The following is a 21848-nucleotide window of genomic DNA, read 5'->3' as shown; positions in this document are numbered from 1 at the left end:
GCCACCCCACCGCAGCATAGGAGACCACGACCATGGCCCAGATCGGACAGTTCACGCGCACGGAAACCGGCTTTGAAGGCGAGTTCCGGACGCTCGGCATCAAAGAGGAAATGACCCTCGTTCCTGCCGAACCCTCGGAGACTGAGAACGCCCCGAAATACCGCGTCCTGCTCGGTGACGAAGACGGCCTCGACATCGGTGCGGGCTGGACGCATGTCGGCGAGCGCGCCGGCGAGTTCGTCTCTGTCACGATCTACAGCCCGCTTCTCGGCGGCACGTTTCGCGCAAATCTCTTCCGCACCGGCGACGACGGTTCCGCCTGGGTGTTGAACACCGTCCAGCCTCCCAAGAAGCGGCAGGAGGACTGAATGGTGGCGCCCCGAGACCGCGCGCCCGCCGGACGCACTTCCGCCGTCCGGCGCTCCGCGCTCCTCTTTCTTCTTTCCGGCCTGATCTTCGCCGCAGCCGCACCGCCGACGGCTCTGGCGCAAGTCTCGTCGCCGGTGCGTGCCGCGGCTGGGCATCCACATGCCGCGCATATCGCCGAGGCATCGCGCCGCTTCGGCATTCCGCCTGCATGGATCATCTCCGTCATGCGCGCCGAGAGCGCGGGCGATGTGCGCGCCGTCTCCTCGGCGGGCGCGATGGGTTTGATGCAGGTCATGCCGGACACATGGGCCGAGCTTCGCGTCCGCTACGGCCTCGGCCGCAATCCTTATGATCCGCGCGATAACATCCTCGCGGGCACGGCGTACCTGCGCGAGATGTGGGATCGCTATGGCGACATCGCCGCCATGCTCGGGGCCTACAACGCGGGGCCTGCGCGCTATGACGAACATCGCTCGAAGGGTCGTCCGCTGCCCGCCGAGACGCGGGCTTACGTCGCTTCGCTCGCGCCCGCGCTGCGCGGCGAGCGCCCTTCGAAGAGCGGTTCGGCGATCGCCCGGCCGCTCGACTGGCGCGAGGCGGCAATCTTCGTCGGGCGCGATGACGGCGCTTCACCCGTCAATTCCGCGTCTCCGGATCGCTCGCCGGGCGACGCCCGTTCACCCGTCACGGCGACACCGCAGATGCTTATCGCGGCACAGCCGGACGGGCTGTTCGTCGCTCGGAATGCCACCGGAGGCCGGCCATGAGCGGCTCGGCGGCAATTCGCATCCCACCGTGCGCTGGCGTGTTCTGGAGAGCGCCGTGGGTGGCGGCAGGCGCAGCAACCGAACGATGGCAGGATAAAAGGGCGCACGGTGCGCTTCGGTCGGGCGGTTGTTTTTGTTCATATTTTTGGCGCGTTCCGCACCGTGCAGCGCCTTCGCGCACCGTGCGCTCCGCGCCCATCTTCCTGATTTTCTGGTCCTTTTTGCACCGTGCGGGGTCACGTCATGTCCGATGACCACGAGTTCCGCATCCGTCCGGGGCGCATCCGATCGACCCGCGCGCAACAGAGCCGGCCTTTCGTTGCGCAGGCGCTCGCCGCAGCGAAGAAGGCAGGCGGCGGCGTCTCGCGCTCCGGCCGCGTCACCTCTGGCAATCGCTCACGCTTCGGGCGTGGCCAGCGCGCCAGCATTCAGGCCAACCGCCTCATCACGTCGCGCACCCGCGGCGCCGTCGTGAAGGCGCGTGTGGTCCGCCACTCCCCCCGGTCCGCACCGCTCGGAACCCATCTCGATTATCTGCGCCGCGACGGCGTGACCCGTGATGGGGAGAAGGCGCGGCTGTTCGGGCCGGGAACGGAGAATGCGGATGCCCGCGCCTTCGCAGAGCGCTGTGGTGATGACCGGCACCATTTCCGCTTCATCGTCTCGCCCGACGACGCGCCCGACATGGCCGATCTCAGATCCTTCACTCGTGATCACGTCGGCCAGATGGAAAAGGATCTCGGCACGAAGCTCGACTGGGTGGCCGTCGATCACTGGAACACCGAGCATCCGCATGTCCACCTGATCGTGCGGGGCGTGAGGGACGACGGCCAGGACCTCGTGATCTCGCGCGACTACATCAAGGAGGGCATGCGCGACCGGGCGCGCGAGCTCATCACCCAGGAGTTGGGACCGCGCACCGATCTCGATATCCGCCGCACCCTCGAGAGCCAGATCGAGACGGAGCGCTGGACGCAGCTTGACCGGCAACTCGTCCGCGACGCGGGCAAGTCCGGCATCATCGACCTCGCGCCGCGCGCCGACCGACAGCCGGACGAATTCCACGCCTTGAAGGTCGGCCGGCTGCGGACGCTGGAAATTCTCGGCGTCGCCGGACAGGTCGGCCATTCGCAATGGTTCATCAGGCCCGAGGGGGAGAGTGTCCTGCGCGAACTCGGCGAGCGCGGTGACATCATCAAGCGCATGCACCACACGCTCACCGAACGCGGCATCGAGCGCGGCTCGGCGAGCTATGTCCTGGCCGGCGAAAGCCTCGACGTGCCCGTCGTCGGCCGCCTGCTCGAACGCGGTCTCGATGACGAGCTGAAGGGGACGGCCTATGCCGTGGTCGACGGCGTGGACGGGCGCACCCATCACATCAAGCTACCGCCTATGGACGCTGCCGGCGACAGCCCGCCGGGCTCGATCGTCGAGCTGCGCGCCTACGAGGATGCGCAAGGCCAGCGCCGCGTCGCGCTCGCCGTCCGCTCCGATCTGGATATCCACGCGCAGGTCGACGCAACGGGTGCGACCTGGCTCGATCGCCAAGCCGTTGCTCGCGAACCGATAGCCCTCTCGGAAGGCGGCTTCGGCGCCGAGGTGCAGCAGGCTCTTGACCAACGGGCCGAGCACCTCATCGGTGAGGGTCTAGCCGAGTGGCAGGGCGGGCGTGTCGTCTTCGCCCGGCGGCTGCTCAACACGCTTCGCCAGCGCGAGGTCGGTGCGCTGGGCGAAAAGCTCGCCGCGGAGACCGGCCTGTCATTCAACCAAGCCGGCGGCGGCGAATATGTCGCCGGTTCCTATCGCCAGCGCCTCGCGCTCGCTTCCGGCCGGTTCGCCATGATCGACGACGGCCTCGGCTTCCAGCTCGTTCCCTGGTCGCCGTCTCTCGAAAAGCAGATCGGTCGCCACGTCTCCGGCGTCGCCCGCGACGACGGCGGCATCGACTGGGACTTCGGCCGCAAGCGGGGGCTCGGTCTCTAACGCTCGTCAGAAAGGAGCCTCGCCATGTCAGGCACCAAGATCCTCTGGGGACAGATCCTGATCGTGTTCCTCATCGTCCTCACCACCACCTGGGGCGCGACGCAGTATGTCGCCTGGAGCCTCGGCTATCAGGCGCAGCTCGGCGAGCCGTGGTTCACGCTGTTGGGCGTGCCGATCTACTTTCCGGCAGCCATCATGTGGTGGTGGTATTTTTACGACGCCTATGCGCCGGGTATCTTCGCTACCGGCGGTATCATCGCGGCATCAGGCGGGTTCATCGCCATCGCGGTAGCTATCGGCATGTCGGTCTGGCGGGCGCGCGAACAGAAGAACGTCGCCACCTATGGTTCGGCCCGCTGGGCAGAGAAGCCCGAGATCGAGGCTGCCGGTCTGCTCGATCCCGATGGTGCGGTGCTGGGCCGATACGAACGCGAATATCTGCGTCATGACGGGCCGGAGCATGTGCTGTGCTTTGCGCCGACGCGATCGGGCAAGGGTGTCGGATTGGTTGTGCCCTCACTTCTGACATGGCCGGGCTCGGCCATCGTGCATGATATCAAGGGCGAGAACTGGCAGCTCACATCCGGCTTCCGTTCGCGCCACGGGCGCGTACTGCTGTTCGACCCGACCAACCCAAAATCCTCCGCCTACAATCCGCTGCTCGAGGTCCGCCGCGGCGAATGGGAGGTGCGCGATGTCCAGAACATCGCTGACATCCTGGTCGATCCCGAAGGGTCGTTGGACAAGAGGAATCACTGGGAAAAAACCAGCCACTCGCTTCTCGTCGGCGCGATCCTTCATGTCCTCTATGCCGAGCCGGAAAAAACGCTCGCCGGCGTGGCGAACTTCCTTTCCGACCCGAAGCGCCCGGTGGAGTCGACGCTGCGCGCCATGATGAAGACGGCGCATCTGGGCGAGGTCGGCCCCCACCCTGTCGTCGCGAGTGCCGCGCGCGAGCTGCTCAACAAATCCGACAACGAGCGATCCGGCGTTCTCTCCACCGCCATGTCGTTTCTCGGCCTCTATCGCGATCCAGTGGTCGCGGAGGTCACGCGCCGTTGCGACTGGCGGATCAGCGACATCGTCGGCGGCGAGCATCCGACGACGCTCTACCTCGTCGTGCCGCCCAGCGACATCAACCGGACCAAGCCGCTGATCCGCCTGCTGCTCAATCAGATCGGCCGTCGCCTGACCGAAGAGCTCCAGGCGAAGACCGGGCGCCATCGTCTCCTCCTCATGCTCGACGAGTTTCCCGCGCTCGGCCGCCTCGACTTCTTCGAGACCGCTCTGGCCTTCATGGCGGGGTATGGGTTGAAGAGCTTCCTGATCGCGCAATCGCTGAACCAGATCGAGAAAGCCTATGGGCCGAACAATTCGATCCTCGACAACTGCCATGTTCGCGTGAGCTTCGCGACGAACGACGAGCGGACGGCCAGGCGCGTCTCGGACGCCCTCGGGACGGCCACCGAGATGAAGGCCATGAAAAACTATGCCGGGCACCGTCTGTCGCCCTGGCTCGGCCACCTGATGGTGTCCCGCTCGGAAACCGCCCGCCAGTTGCTCACGCCGGGCGAGATCATGCAGCTTCCGCCCACCGACGAGATCGTCATGGTTGCCGGCATTCCGCCGATCCGGGCCAAGAAGGCCCGCTACTATGAGGATGCCCGTTTCCGTGAGCGCCTGCTGTCGCCGCCCGACCTGAAGCGCCCGGATCAGGTTCGCCCGGACGACTGGAGTAGCCTGCCGATCCCGGCGCGGCCGGAAGCGCTCGATGCGCAGCCGGCAGGCCGATCCGACGACGAGGATCCGACCGAATCCGAACGGCGGCTGCAGCACGAACTGCACCGGGTAAAGCCGGTAAAGAAGAAGGCGCCGATCGAGAATGAGTTCGAGATCGAGCCGCCGGATGATATTGATGAGGAGGCAATTCGCAACCGGCGCATGCTCCGCCAGATGCAGGGTGTCGCGCGGCAGGTCTCGCTCGATCCGAATGACGGCATGGAGCTGTAGGCGCCATGACCACTCGCCGAAAGAAGATAAAGACGACGATCTATCTCGACCCCGACGTCGAGAAGGTACTGGCGGATTTCGCCGCGCGCCGCGACCAGTCGCAGTCTATGATCGCGGAGGCGGCCATCGCGTCGTTCCTCTCGCCGGACGATGCGGAGCGACGCGAGGCGGTGGTTGCCAAACGCCTCGACCAGATCGACCGCCGCATGACGCGCCTGGAACGGGACGTCGGCATCGCCGTCGAGACCCTTGCGGTGTTCATCCGCTCATGGCTTCTTACGACGCCAGCCTTGCCCGAGCCGGCAGCGCAGGCAGCGCGTGCCAAGGCCAGCGAGCGTTATGAGGCGTTCATCACGGCCCTCGGCCGTCGTCTGGCGCAGGGGCCGAAGCTGCGTCAGGAGATTTCCGAAGATGTGGCTGGTCCCGACGCGCGTGAATGATCTCTTCGTGCATTCTCCTAAAACCGGATCGGAGTCGCATACCGCCAAAATAAGGTTTGAGCCATATCTGGGCGAGGGGCATCTCGATGCGAGGCAGGTGCAATGGCGGCTTCCGGCTTCAAACCGGTTGTTTCGCAGCGTTTCCGAAAGTCTCAACACCATGCGCATCGGCCGATTCTCCAAAAAGCATTCGGGAACAGGTGTTGGGCAAGCGGTGTCGTTCAAGTAGTACGCTCGCAGCTCGGAAGGCACCGCCTCATTCGAATCTTCCGATCGGAGCGGCCACGTTGCGGCGAACGATCCGACCGGTGAAGGGGCCGAGGTCGGTTATTACGCGACCTGCGCGGCAAGCGTTACGGCGTCCGCGCCGGCCGGGATGCGAAACGGAGAAGACGCATCGGTCACGGCCTGCCAGACCGCTTCCGCCACGTCACTTGCGGTGGTGATTTCGACGAGCTGCGGCGCTGCGGAGAACACCTGTCTGGCCCACGCAGCATAGGCTTCGGGTATGCCGTTCTGCGAGCGGGCACGGGCGGTCGCGCTAAAGGGCGTTTCCGGCGCGCGGCCGGGGACGACCAGCCGCACACGCACACCGAAGGGCTCCACTTCCAAAGCGAGGTTTTCGCTGAATACCTCTACGGCTGCCTTGCTGGCCGTGTAGGCGGACAGCAGCGGCAACGGCTTGAGCGTCACGGCGGACGACACGTTGACGATCACGCCCGACCCTTGCACCCGGAAGCCGGGCAGTGCGGCTCGCGTCATCGCCATGGTGCCGAACGTGTTCAGCTCGAAAAGCTGGCGCGTTGCGTCGATCGACACGCCTTCCAGCGCACCCATCAGACCGGCACCGGCGTTGTTGACGAGGGCGTCGATCGGCCCTGCTTTATCCAGAGCACTGGTGATGCTGGCAGCGTCGGTCACATCGAGTGCAACGACGCGCAGACGTTCGGATGCTGGCAGCACATCCTCACGAGGCGTGCGCATTGTGGCAATGACGGTCCAGTCGCGATCAAGGAAATAGCGGGCAGTCTCAAGCCCGAAGCCGGACGAGGTGCCGGTGATGAGAATCGTGTTCATGCAAAACTCCTGTTTGTGGTGATGGCGTAGCGCGGCCGCGGATGGGGATGGACGCGGGTTACGCGGGAGTGGGAACAGGCGTGTCCGATTACTTCGTCTCGACGCTGCCTTCCGGCGCGGCATCGGCTGCCAGTGTCGCGACCGTTTCGGAAAATGCGGGATCGCCGGGATAGAGCGCGCTGCGGAGGAAGGCGGTGGAAAGACGCTGGATCGCGGCGACCCGCTGCGGCCGTTCGTCCGTCGTCTCGCGTGCCTCGTAGCCGGGGATGCCGCCAAGAGCATGCTCGCCGCCAAAGGCCGTAAATAATACCTTGGGTGAGGGGCTCAAATCGTATGCATCACGCCACCACTCGGCGCCATGTGTCGAAAGTCTGCCGACATCGCGGTCGCCGACGATGACCAAGGTCGGCGCCGTCATGGTCGAGAAATCTGGATACATGAATGGGTAGGTATGGGCCGCATATTCGGTCAGGCCATTGCCTCTACCTGGCGGCGCCAGCAGCACGCCCGCTTTCACGCGGTTGTCCTTCCTATTGACCATCGATCCGTCGTCGGGATCGGGATGGGTGGTGCCAAGCAAGGTACTGGCGGTCTGGGCGCCCCATGAATGGCCGGCAACCGCGATACGAGAGTGGTCGAGCCGCCCCCGGATCAGCGATGCTTCGTTCTCTATGCGATCAAGCCCGTCGAGGACGGTGGCTAGGTCTTGCTCACGAAAGCGCCAGAATTGGGGGCGGCGAGGATCGTTCGCGGCAAGGCCGACCATCCGCGAATCCAGATGTGTCGGCTGGATTACGGCGAAACCATGCGCTGCCCAATAATCGGCAAGGGGGCCATAGGCGTGAAACGACTGGCCATTGCCGTGCGAGAAGATGATGACGGGCAGCGTGTGGCCTGAGATCGGTAAGGAAACCCGAACGTGCAGATCAACGCCTCGTCCCGGTGACAGTAAGGTAATGGGAGAGATGGAAACAACGGCGGGTAATCCGGCAGTGCGCGCGCGGGTTTCTGCGAACGGGTTGGACATGAGACTGCGAACCTCCGAACTGGAAACCGGATCAATGATCCGTTATACTATAAATACGGATCATTGATCCGTTTATCAAGAGGGATCGCAAAAATGTTGTCGACTGAACTCCGGAATGCAGGCGAGGCCGCGTCACCGGCTCTTGGCGATGCCGAAGCACCCGCACCGCGAATGCGTGCTGATGCTCGCAGAAACGAGGAAGCCGTTTTGGAAGCGGCCAAGATCGTGTTCGCCCGTTCGGGGGTGGATGCGCCCATCCGGGAGATTGCGACGCAGGCGGGCGTTGGGCTGGGTACGCTCTACCGCCGTTTCCCGACACGTGCCGATCTGGTGGCTGCGGTGTTTCGCCGGGAGGTTGATGCCTGCGCCGGTGCGGCGGCGATGCTTGCCGCTGAGCATGGGCCAGCCGATGCTCTGGCAGCTTGGTTGAAGCGCTACACGCGCTTCCTCGCTACCAAACAGGGGTTGGCCGCGGCGCTCCATTCCGGCGATCCGGCATTCGCCACCTTGCCGGACTATTTCCGAAGCCGATTTGAACCGGCTCTGTCGATGCTGCTGAATGCTGCTGCCGCTGCGGGAGAAGTCCGAGCTGACATTGCGCCCTACGATCTGCTGCGCGCGATCGGAAACCTCGCCGTGGCTTCAGGGGAGGATGGGCCGGCGCACACCGAACGAATGCTCATGCTGCTGCTGGATGGCCTGCGTTATGGCGCGGCGAAGTCGAAATAGCCGCGACTGCCAAGAAGACGCTCGATAGGGCCGATACCGGACTCCATCGCCTCTCGGGGGAACGACTCTCGCCGATGGAAGCTTTCGCCACTCCCCTTCCCACAAGAAGCCTTACTGGTTTCCCCCCCTCGTCGCCTTTGTAAGGATCGCCGAATCGCCGACCGGATTTTCACGCGCAATCGGCGAACAATCGCAGCAAGTAATCCGTCAATATGAGGCCCTCTCCGCCGTTCTCCTGTATTTGCACGCTACACTACTACTACGACCGAAACTTGTTGAATCGGCCTGATTCCGGGCTCTTTTAATAATCCCCGATCCGGGGATCATCTGTTGCGTCCCCACGAGAAACGGGGACAACATGGCATCCACCCACCACAGACAGGAAGCGATCCAGCGCGGAGCGCGCATGCTGCGCACCGCGCTCGGAGCGGCAATCGCGCGGTTTCTGGAAGACCCGGCCGTGGTCGAGGTGATGCTGAACCCCGATGGGCGCATCTGGGTGGATCGGCTTTCCGAAGGGCTGGCCGACACCGGCGAGACGATGACGGCCGCCGATGGCGAGCGCATCGTGCGTCTGGTCGCGCACCATGTCGGTGCGGAGGTCCACGCCCGCTCGCCGCGCGTCTCGGCCGAGTTGCCGGAAACAGGTGAGCGTTTTGAGGGCCTGCTTCCACCAGTCGTAGCGTCACCCGCCTTCGCTATTCGCAAGCCGGCTGTCGCGGTCTTCACGCTCGACGATTATGTGGCCGCCGACATCATGACGGCCGATCAGGCAGTGAAGCTGCGCGCAGCGGTCCAGTCCCGCGCCAACATACTCGTCGCTGGGGGCACTTCCACCGGCAAGACAACGCTGACCAACGCGCTGCTCGCCGAGGTGGCGAAGACAGCAGATCGTGTCGTCATCATCGAGGATACCCGCGAGCTGCAATGCGCAGCGCCGAACCTCGTCGCCATGCGGACCAAGGATGGCGTTGCCACGCTCTCCGACCTTGTTCGCTCATCGCTTCGCCTGAGGCCCGACCGCATCCCCATCGGGGAGGTACGAGGTGCGGAAGCTCTCGACCTCCTCAAAGCCTGGGGCACCGGCCACCCGGGCGGCATCGGCACAATCCATGCCGGCTCCGGCATCGGCGCCCTACGCCGTCTTGAGCAACTCATCCAGGAAGCCGTCGTCACCGTCCCGCGCGCGCTGATCGCCGAGACCATCGATCTCATCGCCGTCCTCTCTGGGCGCGGCTCGTCCCGACGGCTGGCCGAGATCGCGCGCGTCGACGGCATCGATCCCGCCACCGGCGACTACCGCATCACCCCCGCAACCACCTCGAATGGAGAAGCTGAATGAATTCGCCCGTCATTCCGAATGTGTCCAATCCGCCCGTCCTGTCCACGGTGCCCGTTGACCCGGAGCTGCCCGCCGGCTCGATCATGCGTGGCAGCTATAAGCGTCTCGCCAGTTCGACCGCGCTCTTCACCATCATGATGCTGGCCGCCACGCCGCCAGCCCATGCCTCCGGCTCCTCCATGCCGTGGGAGCAGCCGCTTCAGCAGATACTCCAGTCGATTGAGGGGCCGGTGGCCAAGATTGTGGCGGTGATCATCATCATCGCCACCGGCCTGGCGCTCGCCTTCGGCGACACAAGCGGCGGCTTCCGCCGCCTGATCCAGATCGTATTCGGTCTGTCGATCGCCTTCGCGGCCAGCTCGTTCTTCCTCAGCTTCTTCAGCTTCGGCGGCGGGGTGCTTGTCTGATGGCGGCCGTCCTCGAACAACTCGACGCGGTGCCGGGGTTTACGGTGCCTGTCCATCGCGCCTTGACCGAGCACATCCTGCTCGGCGGCGCGCCGCGTTCCATCGCGATCATGAACGGCACGCTGGCCGGGGCCGTGGGCCTCGGCCTGCGCCTCTGGCTCGTCGGCCTCGCCATTTGGGCGATCGGTCATTTCGTGGCCGTCTGGGCGGCCCGTCGCGATCCGCTCTTTGTCGAGGTCGGGCGCAGGCATCTGCGCATTCCGGCTTTCCTGGCGGTGTGAGGAGCGCGATCATGATGAATCTCGCCGAATACCGCCGCTCCGCCGCCCGCCTTGCCGACTATCTGCCCTGGGTCGCTCTGGTCGCTCCCGGCATCGTGCTGAACAAGGATGGCTCTTTCCAGCGCACGGCCCGCTTTCGGGGTCCAGATCTGGATTCCTCCGTCGCGGCCGAGCTGGTTGCCGTTGCGAGCCGCATCAATAACGCTTTCCGCCGCCTTGGCCTGGGCTGGAGCATTTTCGTCGAGGCGCAACGGTACGAGGCCGCCACCTATCCCGACAACATCTTTCCCGATCCCGCGTCGGCTTTGGTCGATGCCGAACGCAAGGCCGATTTCGAAGAAGCCGGCGCGCATTTCGTATCGAGTTATTTTCTGACATTCCTGTTTCTTCCGCCGGCCGAGGAAGCCGCGCGCACCGAGTCCTGGCTTTACGAAGGCCGGGAGCGCTCGGGCGTCGACCCGCACGAAATCCTGCGCGCCTTCACCGACCGCACCGATCGCGTGCTGGCGCTGCTCGATGGCTTCATGCCCTCCTGCGGTTGGCTCGATGACAGCGAGACGCTGACCTACCTGCATTCCTGCGTGTCGACAAAACGCCACCGTGTCCGTGTGCCGGAAACGCCGGTCTATCTCGACGCGCTGCTCACCGACCAGGCGCTTACCGGCGGTCTGGAGCCGCGTCTTGGCGACCAGAATCTGCGTGTGCTGACCATCGTCGGCTTCCCGACGGCGACCACGCCGGGCCTGCTTGACGACCTGAACCGGCTGGCTTTCCCGTATCGCTGGTCGACGCGCGCGATCCTGCTCGACAAGACCGACGCGACGAAGCTGCTGGCCAAAATCAGGCGGCAGTGGTTCGCCAAGCGAAAGTCGATTGCCGCGATCCTCAAGGAGGTGATGACCAACGAGCAATCGGTGCTCGTGGACACTGACGCCGCGAACAAGGCAGCCGACGCGGACATGGCCTTGCAGGAACTCGGCGCGGATGTCGCCGGCATGGCCTATGTCACCGCGACCATCACGGTCTGGGACGCCGACCCGCGCATCGCCGATGAAAAACTGCGGCTGGTCGAGAAGGTCATCCAGGGCCGCGACTTCACGGCCATGATCGAGACGGTGAACGCCGTCGATGCCTGGCTCGGCAGTCTGCCCGGCCATGTCTACGCCAATGTGCGACAGCCGCCGATCTCGACGCTCAATCTCGCCCACATGATCCCCCTCTCTGCCGTGTGGGCGGGGCCGGAACGGGACGAACACTTCGATGCGCCCCCGCTGCTTTACGGCAGAACCGAAGGTTCGACCCCGTTCCGGTTGTCTTTGCATGTCGGCGATGTCGGCCACACGCTCGTTGTCGGCCCGACGGGCGCGGGCAAATCCGTGCTGCTCGCGCTCATCGCTTTGCAGTTCCGCCGGTACCTCCGCAGCCAGGTCTTCGCCTTCGACTTCGGCGGCTCGATCCGTGCCGCCGCGCTCGCCATGGGCGGCGACTGGCACGATCTCGGCGGCGGACTGACCGAAGGATCGGACGCCTCGGTATCGCTCCAGCCGTTGGCCCGCATTCACGATACCTATGAACGCGCCTGGGCCGCCGACTGGATCGTCGCGATCCTGATGCACGAAGGCATCAAGATCACGCCGGAGGCAAAGGAGCATATCTGGACGGCGCTCACCTCGCTTGCCTCGGCGCCGGTCGGCGAGCGCACGATCACTGGCCTCAGCGTTCTTCTTCAGTCCAACGATCTCAAGCAGGCGCTCCGGCCTTACTGTGTCGGCGGTCCTTACGGTCGGCTGCTGGATGCCGAAGCTGAACATCTCGGCTCGGCGGACGTACAGGCATTCGAGATCGAGGGGCTGGTCGGGACGGGCGCAGCCCCGGCTGTGCTCGCCTATCTCTTCCATCGCATCGGCGACAGGCTCGATGGGCGGCCGACGCTGCTCATCATCGACGAGGGCTGGCTGGTGCTCGACGACGAAGGCTTCGCCGGCCAGCTCCGCGAATGGCTGAAGACGCTCCGCAAGAAGAACGCCAGCGTCATCTTCGCCACGCAGTCGCTTTCCGACATCGACAATTCCGACATTGCTCCGGCCATCATCGAAAGCTGCCCGACGCGACTGCTCCTGCCGAACGAGCGCGCGATCGAGCCACAGATCACGGCGATCTATCGCCGGTTCGGTCTCAATGATCGCCAGATCGAGATCCTCGCGCGGGCGACGCCAAAGCGGGACTACTACTGTCAGTCACGCCGCGGCAATCGTCTGTTCGAGCTCGGCCTGTCCGAAGTCGGTCTCGCGCTCTGCGCTGCATCCTCGAAATCCGATCAAACGCTGATCGACCAGATCTTCGCCGAGCATGGCCGCGACGGTTTCCTGACCGCGTGGCTCAACGCCCGCGAGGTCGGTTGGGCCGTCGATCTCCTTCCCAATGTCCAAACACTCGTCCCCCAACCCGAAAAGGAGCTTCAGCCATGAGCATCCGTCGACTTCGTAAATACTCCGCTGTTCTCGCGGCGACCATGCTTGCCATGCCGCTTGCGATCTCGCCGTTCGCGACCGCGCCCGCCTATGCGTGGAAGATTGTCTACGATCCTTCCAACTACGCGCAGAACGTCCTGACTGCCGCGCGCACGCTGGAGCAGATCAACCACCAGATCACCTCTCTTCAGAATGAGGCCACGATGCTGATGAACCAAGCCCGCAATCTTGCGAGCCTGCCGTTCTCCTCGCTCCAGCAGCTTCTGCAGAATGTCCAGCGCACGAAGCAGCTTCTGAGCGAGGCGCAGAACATCGCCTTCGATGTGCAGCGGATCGACCAGGCGTTCCAGCAGCAATACGGCAACGTCTCCATGTCGGCCACGGACCAGCAACTCGTCTCCGACGCGCGCTCGCGCTGGCAGAACACGGTCGGCGGCCTGCAGGACGCCATGCGCGTCCAGGCGGGTGTCGTCGGCAACATCGACACCAACCGCACGCAGATGAGTGAACTGGTGAGCCAAAGCCAGGGCGCGACCGGCGCACTTCAGGCAACGCAGGCTGGCAACCAACTGCTCGCACTCCAGTCGCAGCAGCTCTCCGATCTGGTGGCGTTGCTTGCCGCCAATGGGCGTGCCGGCGCGCTGACCGAAGCCGAGCGCACGGCTGCGGCCGAGCAGGGGCGGGAGCAGCGCCGCCGCTTCCTGACGCCGGGTTCAGGCTACCAGCCGGGCAATGCGCAGATGTTCAACGGCAACTGAGGGCGGGCTTATGGACGGTAAGATGTTGGCCCGGCTGGGCGCTGTCGTGTTCGTCGCCGTCGCCATCACGGCGGCGGTCGTCGAACTAACCCGAAAGGAGGAGCCGAAAGAGGAGTTCTCCACGCGCATCATCGAACCTCCGCATGATCCGCTGCGCGAGGGGCAGCGCCGGTGCCAGCAGCTTGGGCAACAGGCCGCGAACGACGCCGAATGCCTGCGCGTCTGGGCGGAAACGCGCGACCGTTTCCTGCGTCCGTCCCCCGCGCCAGCGTCACCGGCCCCCAGCGAAGGGCGATGAACCATGGGCGGCTCGGGCGTCATCGACACATTCCTCGGAACCTTCACCCGCTATATCGACAGCGGATTCGGTCTGCTCGGCGGCGAGGTGGCGTTTGTCGCCACCACGCTGATCGTCATCGACGTGACGCTGGCCGCTCTCTTCTGGAGCTGGGGCGCCGACGACGACATCATCGCGAGGCTGGTGAAAAAGACCCTGTTTGTCGGGGTCTTTGCCTACCTGATTTCCAACTGGAACAATCTGGCGAAGATCGTCTTCGACAGCTTCTCCGGTCTCGGACTAAAGGCCGCCGGTACAGGCTTTACGGCTCAGGATCTGCTGCGTCCCGGCAAGGTGGCACAGACCGGCCTCGATGCGGCGCGTCCTCTGCTTGACGCGATCTCGCCCCTGATGGGCTGGATCGCAGTCTTCGAGAACCTGATCCAGATCGTCTGCCTGCTCTTTGCCTGGGCGCTGGTCATCCTCGCCTTCTTCATTCTGGCGATCCAGCTCTTCGTGACTCTGATCGAGTTCAAGTTGTCGACGCTGGCCGGCTTCGTCCTGATCCCGTTTGGCCTGTTCGGCAAAACCGCCTTCATGGCCGAGCGCGTGCTTGGCAACGTGATCTCCAGCGGCATCAAGGTGCTGGTCCTCGCCGTCATCGTCGGCATCGGCTCGACATTGTTCAGCCAGTTTACACAGGGCTTCGGCGGGCAGACCCCGAGCATCGACGACGCGATGGCCATCGTGCTCGCCGCGCTTTCGCTCGTCGGCCTCGGCATCTTCGGTCCCGGCATCGCCTCTGGTTTGGTCAGCGGCGGTCCACAGCTTGGCGCAGGCGCCGCGGTTGGCACCGGCCTTGCTGTCGGGGGCGCAGCACTTGCCGCCGGTGGCGGCGCGGTGATGGCCGCGAAGGGCGGAGCCGCTCTTCTTTCCGGCGGCGCCGCTGCCGCGCGTGGTGGCGCTGCGGCGGCCGGCGCGGCATCGTCGGCCTACACATTGGGCTCTATGGGACAGTCGGGCGCGTCCGGCCTCGGAGGCGTAGCGCGCGCCGCCGGATCGGCCTCCGTTTCCCCGTTGCGCCGTGCCGCCTCCCGTGCGTCCGAGAGCATGAAATCCAGCTTCTCCGACGGCGCGCGAGCAGGCGTCAGCGCCACAGGTGGCTCTTTCTCGTCCGGCGCGGGTGGCGGCGAAGCCGATCCCGCTTCCGTCGCTCCCGCAGCCACCCCCGACCAGCCGCCGGCCTGGGTGCAGCGCATGAAGCGCGGCAGCCACGTCTCCCATGGCGTCAGCGCTGCCGCCCATGCCGTCCGCTCGGGCGACAGCCATGGGTCCGGCGCATCCGTCAATCTCTCCGAAAGTGACCGTTCATGAATCTCTTCAAACGCCCGGCCGTGCATTACGGCAAGACACCTCAACCGGAAACGCCTTACCAGAAGGCCGCACAGGTCTGGGACGAACGCCTCGGCTCCGCCCGCGTCCAGGCGAAGAACTGGCGCTACATGGCCTTCGGCTCGCTGATCCTCTCAGCCGGCTTCGCGTCCGCATTAGTCTATCAGTCCGCTCGCGGGACAGTGGTTCCCTGGGTGGTTCAGGTAGACAATCTGGGTCAGGCCCAGACCATTGCCCCTGCCGCTGCCGACTACCGTCCGACCGATCCGCAGATCGCCTGGCATCTCGCACGCTTCATCGAGCAGACGAGAAGCATTCCGGCCGATCCGATCATCGTCCGGCAGAACTGGCTCAGGGCCTATGAATGGACGACCGATCGCGGTGCGGCTGCCCTCAACGACTATGCCCGCGCCAACGATCCCTTCACGAAGGTCGGCAAGCAGCAGATCGCCGTCGAGGTTTCCAGCGTCATCCGCGCCTCTCCGGACAGCTTTCGCGTGGCGTGGACGGAACGGCATTTTGAGAACGGACAGCTCGGCGTGACAGAGCGATGGACCGCGATCCTGACCATCGTCATCCAGCCACCGCGCGATGCGGAGCGGCTGAAGGTCAACCCGCTCGGAATTTATATCAATGCGATCAACTGGTCGCGGGAGTTGAGCCAATGAACCGGCCGATGATCCGCAAACCCGCCTTTGCGGTTTTCCGTAAATCCGCGCTTCCGGTTCTGCTGCTTTCCGCCTCCACGTTGGCGGGCTGCGCCACGCCGCAGAAGCCGCCAGAGATCAGCTACGATCGACATGTTCCGGCTTTGCCGGCCGTTCCCGTATCGGCGACGGACGATCGGCCCCGTCCGATCCACATCCCTCCGGCCTGGACGCCGGCAAAGGGCGGCACTGCGGGCAGCACACCAGTCGCTCGCGTCGAGAACGCCAACGCTGCCGCTCGCGTGCAGCCGCGCCGGGAGGGCTACTTCAATGCAATCCAGATATATCCCTGGTCGGAAGGCGCGCTCTATCAGGTCTATGCAGCTCCCGGGCAGATCACCGATATCGCGCTGGAACCCGGCGAATCGCTGACCGGCGCCGGGCCGATTGCAGCCGGCGACACCGCCCGCTGGATTATCGGTGACACCGAGAGCGGCAGCGGCACGACCCGCCGCGTCCATATCCTCGTGAAGCCGTCTCGGCCGGACATCACGACCAATCTCGTCGTGACCACCGACCGGCGCGTTTACATGATCGAGCTGCGTTCCGGCGCGAAGCCCTATATGCCGTCCGTCTCCTGGTCCTATCCGCGGCCGCGCGCCGGTCAAGGCCAGAGCATTCCGGCAACCCCGGTCATCCCGGCCGTTGCGGCGCGCAACTACCGATACCGTTTGACCGGTGGGAACCCGCCCTGGAAACCAGTCTCCGTCTATGACGACGGTCGCAGGGTCTACGTCGAGTTTCCGGGCGGGATCATCCAGGGCGAAATGCCGCCGATCTTCGTCATCGGTCCGGAGGGCGAAGCCCAACTCGTCAACAGCCGTATTCATCAGCACATCCTGATCGTCGATCGCCTCTTCGGCGCTGCCGAGCTTCGCCTTGGCAGCGGCGACAAACAGCAGGTCGTCAGGATCGTCCGCACCGATGGGAGGCCCGCATCATGAGTGAGGACAATACCGACAATGCAGCTACCATGCGCCTTCGCGCCGAGGCGCCACGCGTCACCCGCCTTTCGCGAAAGGTGCTGGCAAGCGTCGCAGCCGTCGGCCTCGTCGGGATCGGCGGCGCGCTGATTTACGCTCTCCAGACCCGCAATGGAGGCCAGGGCGGAGAGGAACTTTACTCGACCAACAACCGCCAGACGGCAGATGGCCTTGCCGGTTTGCCGCGCGACTACACCGGGCCTGTCCTCGGCCCGCCGCTGCCCGGAGATCTCGGGCGGCCGATCCTCGACGCTCAGAACCGGGGCCAGCCCGTCGTTCCGCCGACGATCACGACAACCACCGTCGATGAGGCGGAGCAGCGCCGCCAGGCCGAGGAAGAAGCTGCGCGGACCAGCCGCGTCTTCTTTCAGACCCAACCTGGCTCGACGGCGACTACACCCGGCGGCTCAACCATGCCGAATGTTCCCGGCTTCGATCTTGCCGGCTTGGCCGGGCAACCCGGACAGCAGACCGCGCAGGATCGGCAGCTTGCGTTTCTCAATGCGCCAGTCGATCGCCGGACTACGGCGACGGATCGCGTCATGGCTCCGGCTTCGCCGTTTATCCTCCAAGCCGGGGCGGTGATCCCCGCCGCGCTTATCACCGGCATCCGTTCCGATCTGCCTGGCCAGATCACGGCGCAGGTGACGGAAAACATCTATGACAGCCCGACCGGAAGATTGCTTCTGATCCCGCAGGGCACCCGGATTATCGGCCAGTACGATAACAACGTGCAGTTCGGGCAGAGACGAGCGCTGTTGGTCTGGAACCGGCTGATCTTCCCGAACGGCCGCTCCATCGTCCTCGAACGCCAGCCGGGCGCCGACACGCAAGGATACGCTGGTCTTGAGGATGGGGTCGATTATCACTGGTGGGATCTCGCCAAAGCGGCCGGTCTCTCCACGCTGCTCGCGGTTGGCACGGAACTGGCGGTCAGCGATGAGGACCGCCTGGTCCGCGCTATCCGCGACGGCACACAGGACACCATCAACGACGCCGGTCAGCAGATTGTCAGGCGCCAATTGCAGGTCGCGCCGACGTTGACCATCCGGCCGGGCTTCCCGGTCCGCGTCATCGTCACGCGCGATCTCATCCTCGAACCCTACAGAGGCTGACTATGGCAAAGCTGAAACTTGGACCGATCGCCGACGACAAGCCCGTCAAGGTGGCGGTGGAGCTGCCCGCGCCGCTCCATCGCGATCTTGTCGAATACGGCCGGTTGCTCGCCGAAGCGGGGACCCAACCCATTGAGCCGGTCCGCCTGATCGTGCCTATGCTAGAGCGCTTCGTCGAGACGGATCGCGGTTTCGCCAAAGCCCGGCGTTCGGTCACGCCCGACCGTCAGGAAGAGTGATCGGCTGCGTTGCGAAGCGCTTCTTCGACAGGCTCTTGGCGAGGCTCAGCATCCTACGTAGCGCGGGATTGTCGTTACGCGATGACCAGACCGCGCAGAATGGAATTGCATCCGCCTCGAGCAACCGATAGGTCACGCCTGGAAACATCGTTCCCGTCGTCGCCTCACTGGTCAGCGTGATCCCTTCAGCAAGCGCCACCATCTGCATCAGCGTGTCTCTGTTGTAGATCGGGTACCGCTCGATACTCGGACGATGGCCGAGCTCCGCGAGATGCTTCACGAGATAGTCGTGGATCTCTGGACCGGGCTCGGCCTCGCTCACGATGAAGTGCCGCCCGCGTAGATCGGTCCATTCGATCCGATCTTTTGCTGCCAGTTCGTGCGTCTCCGAAAGCACGACGAATACCCTCTCACACCATAGCCGCGTCACCTCGCAGCTCGGCACTTCAGCATGTCCGGTCAGAAAGGCGACGTCGATCTCGTGTCGCCGTACGGCCACCACGTGGTCGGCAGGCGCGCCCTCGACGAAAGTCGAACGGATGCCGGGATTTTGCTCGCGGTAGCGCTGGAGCAGCTCAGCGATAAACCCCGACGCGAGCGAGGTGAATATACCGATCCTCAGCACACCCTTCTCGGCGCGGCCAGCCGCGCCCACCTCCTTCAAGGCGAGGTCGATCTCGTTAATTGCTCTGCGCGCATGCGTCAGGAATTTCTTTCCGGCTTCGGTGAGCGACACGCCGCGCGGACAGCGGATGAAAAGAGCCGCGCCAGCCTGGTCCTCCAGATCGCGGATCCGGCGGCTGATCGCGGACTCCTGTACTCCGACTGCGAGCGCCGCCTGTCGGAAGCTGCCATGCTCGGCCGCCGCGATCACATAGTGAAGCTGTCGGAGTTGGATTTCAGGGTTGCAGTCATGTCTGAGCAAACACTTCGACTCCCCGCGTTATGGCCCTTCTGCTGGAGCGGTTCATTTTGCGAGTTCTCCATCCCAGCGTATCGTCGTGATGGACCCGTTTAAAGGGAATGCTGTAGGATGGCGGGCCGCCTGGGCCATCGCGCGTCGCGATGGTGATCAGCTTCCGACCCTTCTCCCGTGATGCCCCCGACCGTTCATTTTCCGGGTCTGCAAACAGGGCAATGAGGCTGGCGTAGATGCCGACTACGGGCAGGCAGACTGGGGATTGTGTGCTCTTGGCCCCCGCGGCGTAGGATGCATCGTCCTCCAGTCCGTCGGCGCTGCACTTCGAAAGGGCGATCAGGACGGCAAGGCCGATCGCGTTGCCGCCGCCCTGTTTATCGTAACGCTCGCCGGGGAGTGTCGCGATCCATATGCCGGTCGAGACGATGACCTGCCCGACCTCATCGGGGCATCCCAGTTCTATCGCGGAGTTCCAACCCATGCATGTTATCCTCTCTGCAACTGCCAGGCGCTGTACCCTGTTCAGGCTAAGACGAATTCCAGTTTCAATTCGTCTGCTGTAGGGCGACTTAACCAATGTCGGGCTGAAGATTGCCTGATCCTAGCCCCAGGATGTGTTCAGCTGTGTCACAGAAATCGGAACGTGCGCGTCGATGTCGATGAATTAGCGACCCGTGACGGAGCAATGGCTTGGCTTTGCCACCAGAGACGGCATGGGCGGTTCCTCGTCATGACGTTCAGGCTCGGGTGAGCCGCCGGTATCAAGATGCTGTGTACGACATCGATAGGATCTGAAGACCTCATCGAGGGAGACATTCATCCGGTCGCCCCAAACAGTGGTAAGCAAGGATTTCACTGTCTTGGATTGACGGCGCTGTCGCGGCCGCGAAGTCGAGCCGCCGTAGAGTAACTCCGCCAACATCGGAGGCATTTCTCAAATGCTCTCGAGATCATCTATGCGGATATCGCCGTTCCTCATAGTGCGACACAGCTTCACATAAACGGGCGCTACCATACCATAAATATAAATGTCAGTGTCCTTTGAAGTACTGCCGAAGGCCGTGCCAGCACGCGCGTGTTACCAAGGCCGACGCGCTGGATCAGGAACTGCCGAATTCCTTCATATCGGCGACCAACAGCAGATCGTCCGCCACCTGAGGCGGCCTTTATGACCAGTATGAGCGGAGGAACGTGACATGAGCTGGAACCCTACGCAGAACCCCGAATGCCCCGAAGCCGTCAGCCTGGACGCTATTGAAACCCTCATCATCCCGCGCACCCGCGATCTCGGCGGTTTCGAAGTGCGCCGGGCATTACCCGCCCCGAAACGGCAGATGGTTGGCCCCTTCATCTTCTTTGATCAGGTGGGACCGGCGGAGTTCCTGACCGGCGGTGGCATCGACGTACGTCCGCATCCGCATATCGGGCTGGCGACCGTGACCTATCTTTATGAGGGCGCATTTCATCATCGCGATAGCACCGGCGCCGACCAGATGGTCTACCCCGGTGAGGTAAACTGGATGATCGCCGGTAATGGCGTCACGCATTCCGAACGCACCAGCGAGGAGATGCGCAGCCGTCCCCGCACCGCTTTCGGAATCCAGACTTGGGTTGCGCTACCAGATCATGCGGAAGACACTGCGGCCAGTTTCGAACATCACGGTCGCGAGGCGCTGCCGGTCATCGAGGATGAAGGCAAGCAGGTCCGGCTGATCATCGGCTCTGCTTGGGGCGCGCGGGCTCCAGTCAAGACCTTCACTGAGACCTTCTATGCCGATATCATTCTATCCGCCGATGCAAAGCTGCCGCTGCCCGACGATCACGAAGATCGCGGCGTCTATGTCGTTGAGGGCAGCATCCTGATCGCCGGAACTCCGTTTGCTGCTGGCCAAATGATGGTGTTCCGTCCCGGCGATCGGATCAGTCTGACAGCAGGCGAGACTGGCGCGCGCCTTATGGTGCTCGGCGGCGAGACAATGAATGGACCGCGCTATATCTCGTGGAACTTCGTCGCTTCGTCGCAGGAGAAGATCGATGCCGCGAAAGAGGCCTGGCGAAAGGGTGACTGGGAGCATGGTCGCTTTCGTCTACCGCCCGGCGATGAGACCGAGTTCATCCCGCTGCCCGAATAGCTGAAGTGATCGAATGTGATACCAGAGTGGCTAGCATACCCATCGACAACAATTAAGTGGGAACGAGAAGTGACAAAACCCCGGGTCATCTTTCCGGTCAACAGGCATGCTATTTACGAAGAACATCGCTACTCGGCAGCCGCAGCGATGGAACACCCGAACCTGATTTCGAACGTCAGGTTGAAATGGCCTTCGACAATCTGAAGGCTGCACTCGATGCCGTAGGCTGCACGTTCGACGATCTCGTGGATGTCACGACGTTCCATACAGATCCGGAGAGCCAGTTCGCAACGATCATGGAAGTCAGGCGGAGGATTTTCACCAAGCCGCCCTATCCCAACTGGACTGTCGTCGGAGTAAACTGGCTGGCCGGGTTCGATTACGAGATCAAGGTGATCGCACGCCTACCGGAGAGCAATTAAG

23 protein-coding genes and 1 pseudogene are annotated in these 21848 nt (G+C 64.0%); 19 read left to right on the top strand and 5 right to left on the bottom strand.

Annotated elements, in window-relative coordinates; translation table 11 throughout:
• The first annotated feature begins 32 nt into the window (after positions 1–32).
• The 5 genes from CES85_RS20210 (at position 33) to CES85_RS20185 (ending at position 5569) form a co-directional block, all read left to right on the top strand.
• Complete coding sequence (locus CES85_RS20210) at positions 33–368, top strand: DUF736 domain-containing protein (RefSeq protein ID WP_075657415.1); 336 nt, start codon at positions 33–35, stop codon at positions 366–368.
• Positions 369–1136: a lytic transglycosylase domain-containing protein gene (locus CES85_RS20205; protein ID WP_075657416.1), complete on the top strand. Its 768-nt coding sequence runs from the start codon at positions 369–371 to the stop codon at positions 1134–1136.
• Positions 1137–1379: 243 nt separating this feature from the next.
• On the top strand, positions 1380–3119 hold the full coding sequence (locus tag CES85_RS20195; protein WP_095447514.1) for a relaxase/mobilization nuclease domain-containing protein: 1740 nt from the start codon (positions 1380–1382) through the stop codon (positions 3117–3119).
• A 24-nt stretch (positions 3120–3143) separates the two neighbouring features.
• Entirely contained in the window at positions 3144–5129 is a 1986-nt protein-coding gene (locus CES85_RS20190) for a conjugal transfer protein TraG (protein WP_095447513.1), read from the top strand.
• 5 nt (positions 5130–5134) lie between these two features.
• Positions 5135–5569: a CopG family transcriptional regulator gene (locus CES85_RS20185; protein ID WP_095447512.1), complete on the top strand. Its 435-nt coding sequence runs from the start codon at positions 5135–5137 to the stop codon at positions 5567–5569.
• A gap of 330 nt (positions 5570–5899) precedes the next feature.
• Here CES85_RS20185 and CES85_RS20175 read toward each other — a convergent pair whose 3' ends face one another.
• Together CES85_RS20175 and CES85_RS20170 are read right to left on the bottom strand one after the other, a co-directional pair.
• The gene (locus CES85_RS20175) at positions 5900–6646 is read right to left on the bottom strand and encodes an SDR family oxidoreductase (RefSeq protein WP_095447510.1); all 747 of its coding nucleotides are present in this window, start codon (positions 6644–6646) and stop codon (positions 5900–5902) included.
• Between the two features lie 88 nt (positions 6647–6734).
• Positions 6735–7673: an alpha/beta hydrolase family protein gene (locus CES85_RS20170; RefSeq protein WP_095447509.1), complete on the bottom strand. Its 939-nt coding sequence runs from the start codon at positions 7671–7673 to the stop codon at positions 6735–6737.
• 93 nt (positions 7674–7766) lie between these two features.
• Between CES85_RS20170 and CES85_RS20165 the strand changes: the two genes are divergently transcribed.
• The 12 genes from CES85_RS20165 (at position 7767) to CES85_RS20110 (ending at position 18374) form a co-directional block, all read left to right on the top strand.
• Positions 7767–8402, top strand: a complete 636-nt coding sequence (locus tag CES85_RS20165) for a TetR/AcrR family transcriptional regulator (RefSeq protein WP_095447508.1) — start codon at positions 7767–7769, stop codon at positions 8400–8402.
• Positions 8403–8760: 358 nt separating this feature from the next.
• Complete coding sequence (trbB, locus tag CES85_RS20160) at positions 8761–9744, top strand: P-type conjugative transfer ATPase TrbB (protein WP_095447507.1); 984 nt, start codon at positions 8761–8763, stop codon at positions 9742–9744.
• Between the two features lie 83 nt (positions 9745–9827).
• Positions 9828–10151 (top strand): TrbC/VirB2 family type IV secretion system protein, encoded by a 324-nt coding sequence (locus CES85_RS20155; protein ID WP_095447993.1) that lies wholly within the window; start codon positions 9828–9830, stop codon positions 10149–10151.
• Positions 10151–10432 (top strand): VirB3 family type IV secretion system protein, encoded by a 282-nt coding sequence (locus tag CES85_RS20150; protein ID WP_095447506.1) that lies wholly within the window; start codon positions 10151–10153, stop codon positions 10430–10432. Before CES85_RS20155 ends, CES85_RS20150 begins: the two co-directional genes overlap by 1 nt.
• Before the next feature lie 11 nt (positions 10433–10443).
• Positions 10444–12900 (top strand): conjugal transfer protein TrbE, encoded by a 2457-nt coding sequence (gene trbE / locus CES85_RS20145; RefSeq protein ID WP_095447505.1) that lies wholly within the window; start codon positions 10444–10446, stop codon positions 12898–12900.
• Positions 12897–13661: a P-type conjugative transfer protein TrbJ gene (gene trbJ, locus CES85_RS20140; RefSeq protein ID WP_095447504.1), complete on the top strand. Its 765-nt coding sequence runs from the start codon at positions 12897–12899 to the stop codon at positions 13659–13661. Before trbE ends, trbJ begins: the two co-directional genes overlap by 4 nt.
• 10 nt (positions 13662–13671) lie before the next feature.
• Positions 13672–13959 carry a putative entry exclusion protein TrbK-alt gene (gene trbK-alt / locus CES85_RS20135; RefSeq protein WP_095447503.1) on the top strand — a complete coding sequence of 96 codons (288 nt, stop codon included), beginning with the start codon at positions 13672–13674 and terminating at the stop codon, positions 13957–13959.
• 3 nt (positions 13960–13962) lie between these two features.
• Entirely contained in the window at positions 13963–15312 is a 1350-nt protein-coding gene (gene trbL, locus CES85_RS20130) for a P-type conjugative transfer protein TrbL (protein ID WP_095447502.1), read from the top strand.
• Positions 15309–15998 (top strand): conjugal transfer protein TrbF, encoded by a 690-nt coding sequence (trbF, locus tag CES85_RS20125; RefSeq protein ID WP_095447501.1) that lies wholly within the window; start codon positions 15309–15311, stop codon positions 15996–15998. The genes trbL and trbF overlap by 4 nt, the downstream gene beginning before the upstream one ends.
• Positions 15995–16981, top strand: a complete 987-nt coding sequence (gene trbG / locus CES85_RS20120; RefSeq protein ID WP_095447500.1) for a P-type conjugative transfer protein TrbG — start codon at positions 15995–15997, stop codon at positions 16979–16981. The genes trbF and trbG overlap by 4 nt, the downstream gene beginning before the upstream one ends.
• A complete protein-coding gene (locus tag CES85_RS20115) occupies positions 16978–18135 on the top strand; it encodes a TraB/TrbI/VirB10 family type IV secretion system protein (protein ID WP_095447499.1) in 1158 nt (385 codons plus the stop codon). The genes trbG and CES85_RS20115 overlap by 4 nt, the downstream gene beginning before the upstream one ends.
• Before the next feature lie 2 nt (positions 18136–18137).
• Complete coding sequence (locus CES85_RS20110; protein ID WP_095447498.1) at positions 18138–18374, top strand: DUF2274 domain-containing protein; 237 nt, start codon at positions 18138–18140, stop codon at positions 18372–18374.
• On the opposite strand, the gene CES85_RS20105 is transcribed toward CES85_RS20110, so the two are convergent.
• The 3 genes from CES85_RS20105 to CES85_RS27215 all read right to left on the bottom strand — a co-directional run bounded on the left by CES85_RS20105 (position 18349) and on the right by CES85_RS27215 (position 20215).
• Entirely contained in the window at positions 18349–19299 is a 951-nt protein-coding gene (locus CES85_RS20105; RefSeq protein ID WP_095447497.1) for a LysR family transcriptional regulator, read from the bottom strand. The two genes, CES85_RS20110 and CES85_RS20105, sit on opposite strands and share 26 nt — an antisense overlap.
• On the bottom strand, positions 19286–19774 hold the full coding sequence (locus CES85_RS20100; protein WP_095447496.1) for a hypothetical protein: 489 nt from the start codon (positions 19772–19774) through the stop codon (positions 19286–19288). Before CES85_RS20100 ends, CES85_RS20105 begins: the two co-directional genes overlap by 14 nt.
• Before the next feature lie 183 nt (positions 19775–19957).
• Complete coding sequence (locus CES85_RS27215; protein ID WP_157743477.1) at positions 19958–20215, bottom strand: hypothetical protein; 258 nt, start codon at positions 20213–20215, stop codon at positions 19958–19960.
• 274 nt (positions 20216–20489) lie between these two features.
• Between CES85_RS27215 and CES85_RS20095 the strand changes: the two genes are divergently transcribed.
• Both CES85_RS20095 and CES85_RS20090 read left to right on the top strand, forming a co-directional pair.
• The gene (locus tag CES85_RS20095; RefSeq protein ID WP_095447495.1) at positions 20490–21425 is read left to right on the top strand and encodes a pirin family protein; all 936 of its coding nucleotides are present in this window, start codon (positions 20490–20492) and stop codon (positions 21423–21425) included.
• Positions 21426–21494: 69 nt separating this feature from the next.
• Positions 21495–21847: pseudogene (locus CES85_RS20090) on the top strand (RidA family protein).
• Position 21848 lies beyond the last annotated feature (1 nt).

The organism is Ochrobactrum quorumnocens (genome assembly GCF_002278035.1).
Lineage (GTDB): Bacteria > Pseudomonadota > Alphaproteobacteria > Rhizobiales > Rhizobiaceae > Brucella > Brucella quorumnocens.
This window is presented reverse-complemented; position numbering and strand designations above follow the sequence as displayed.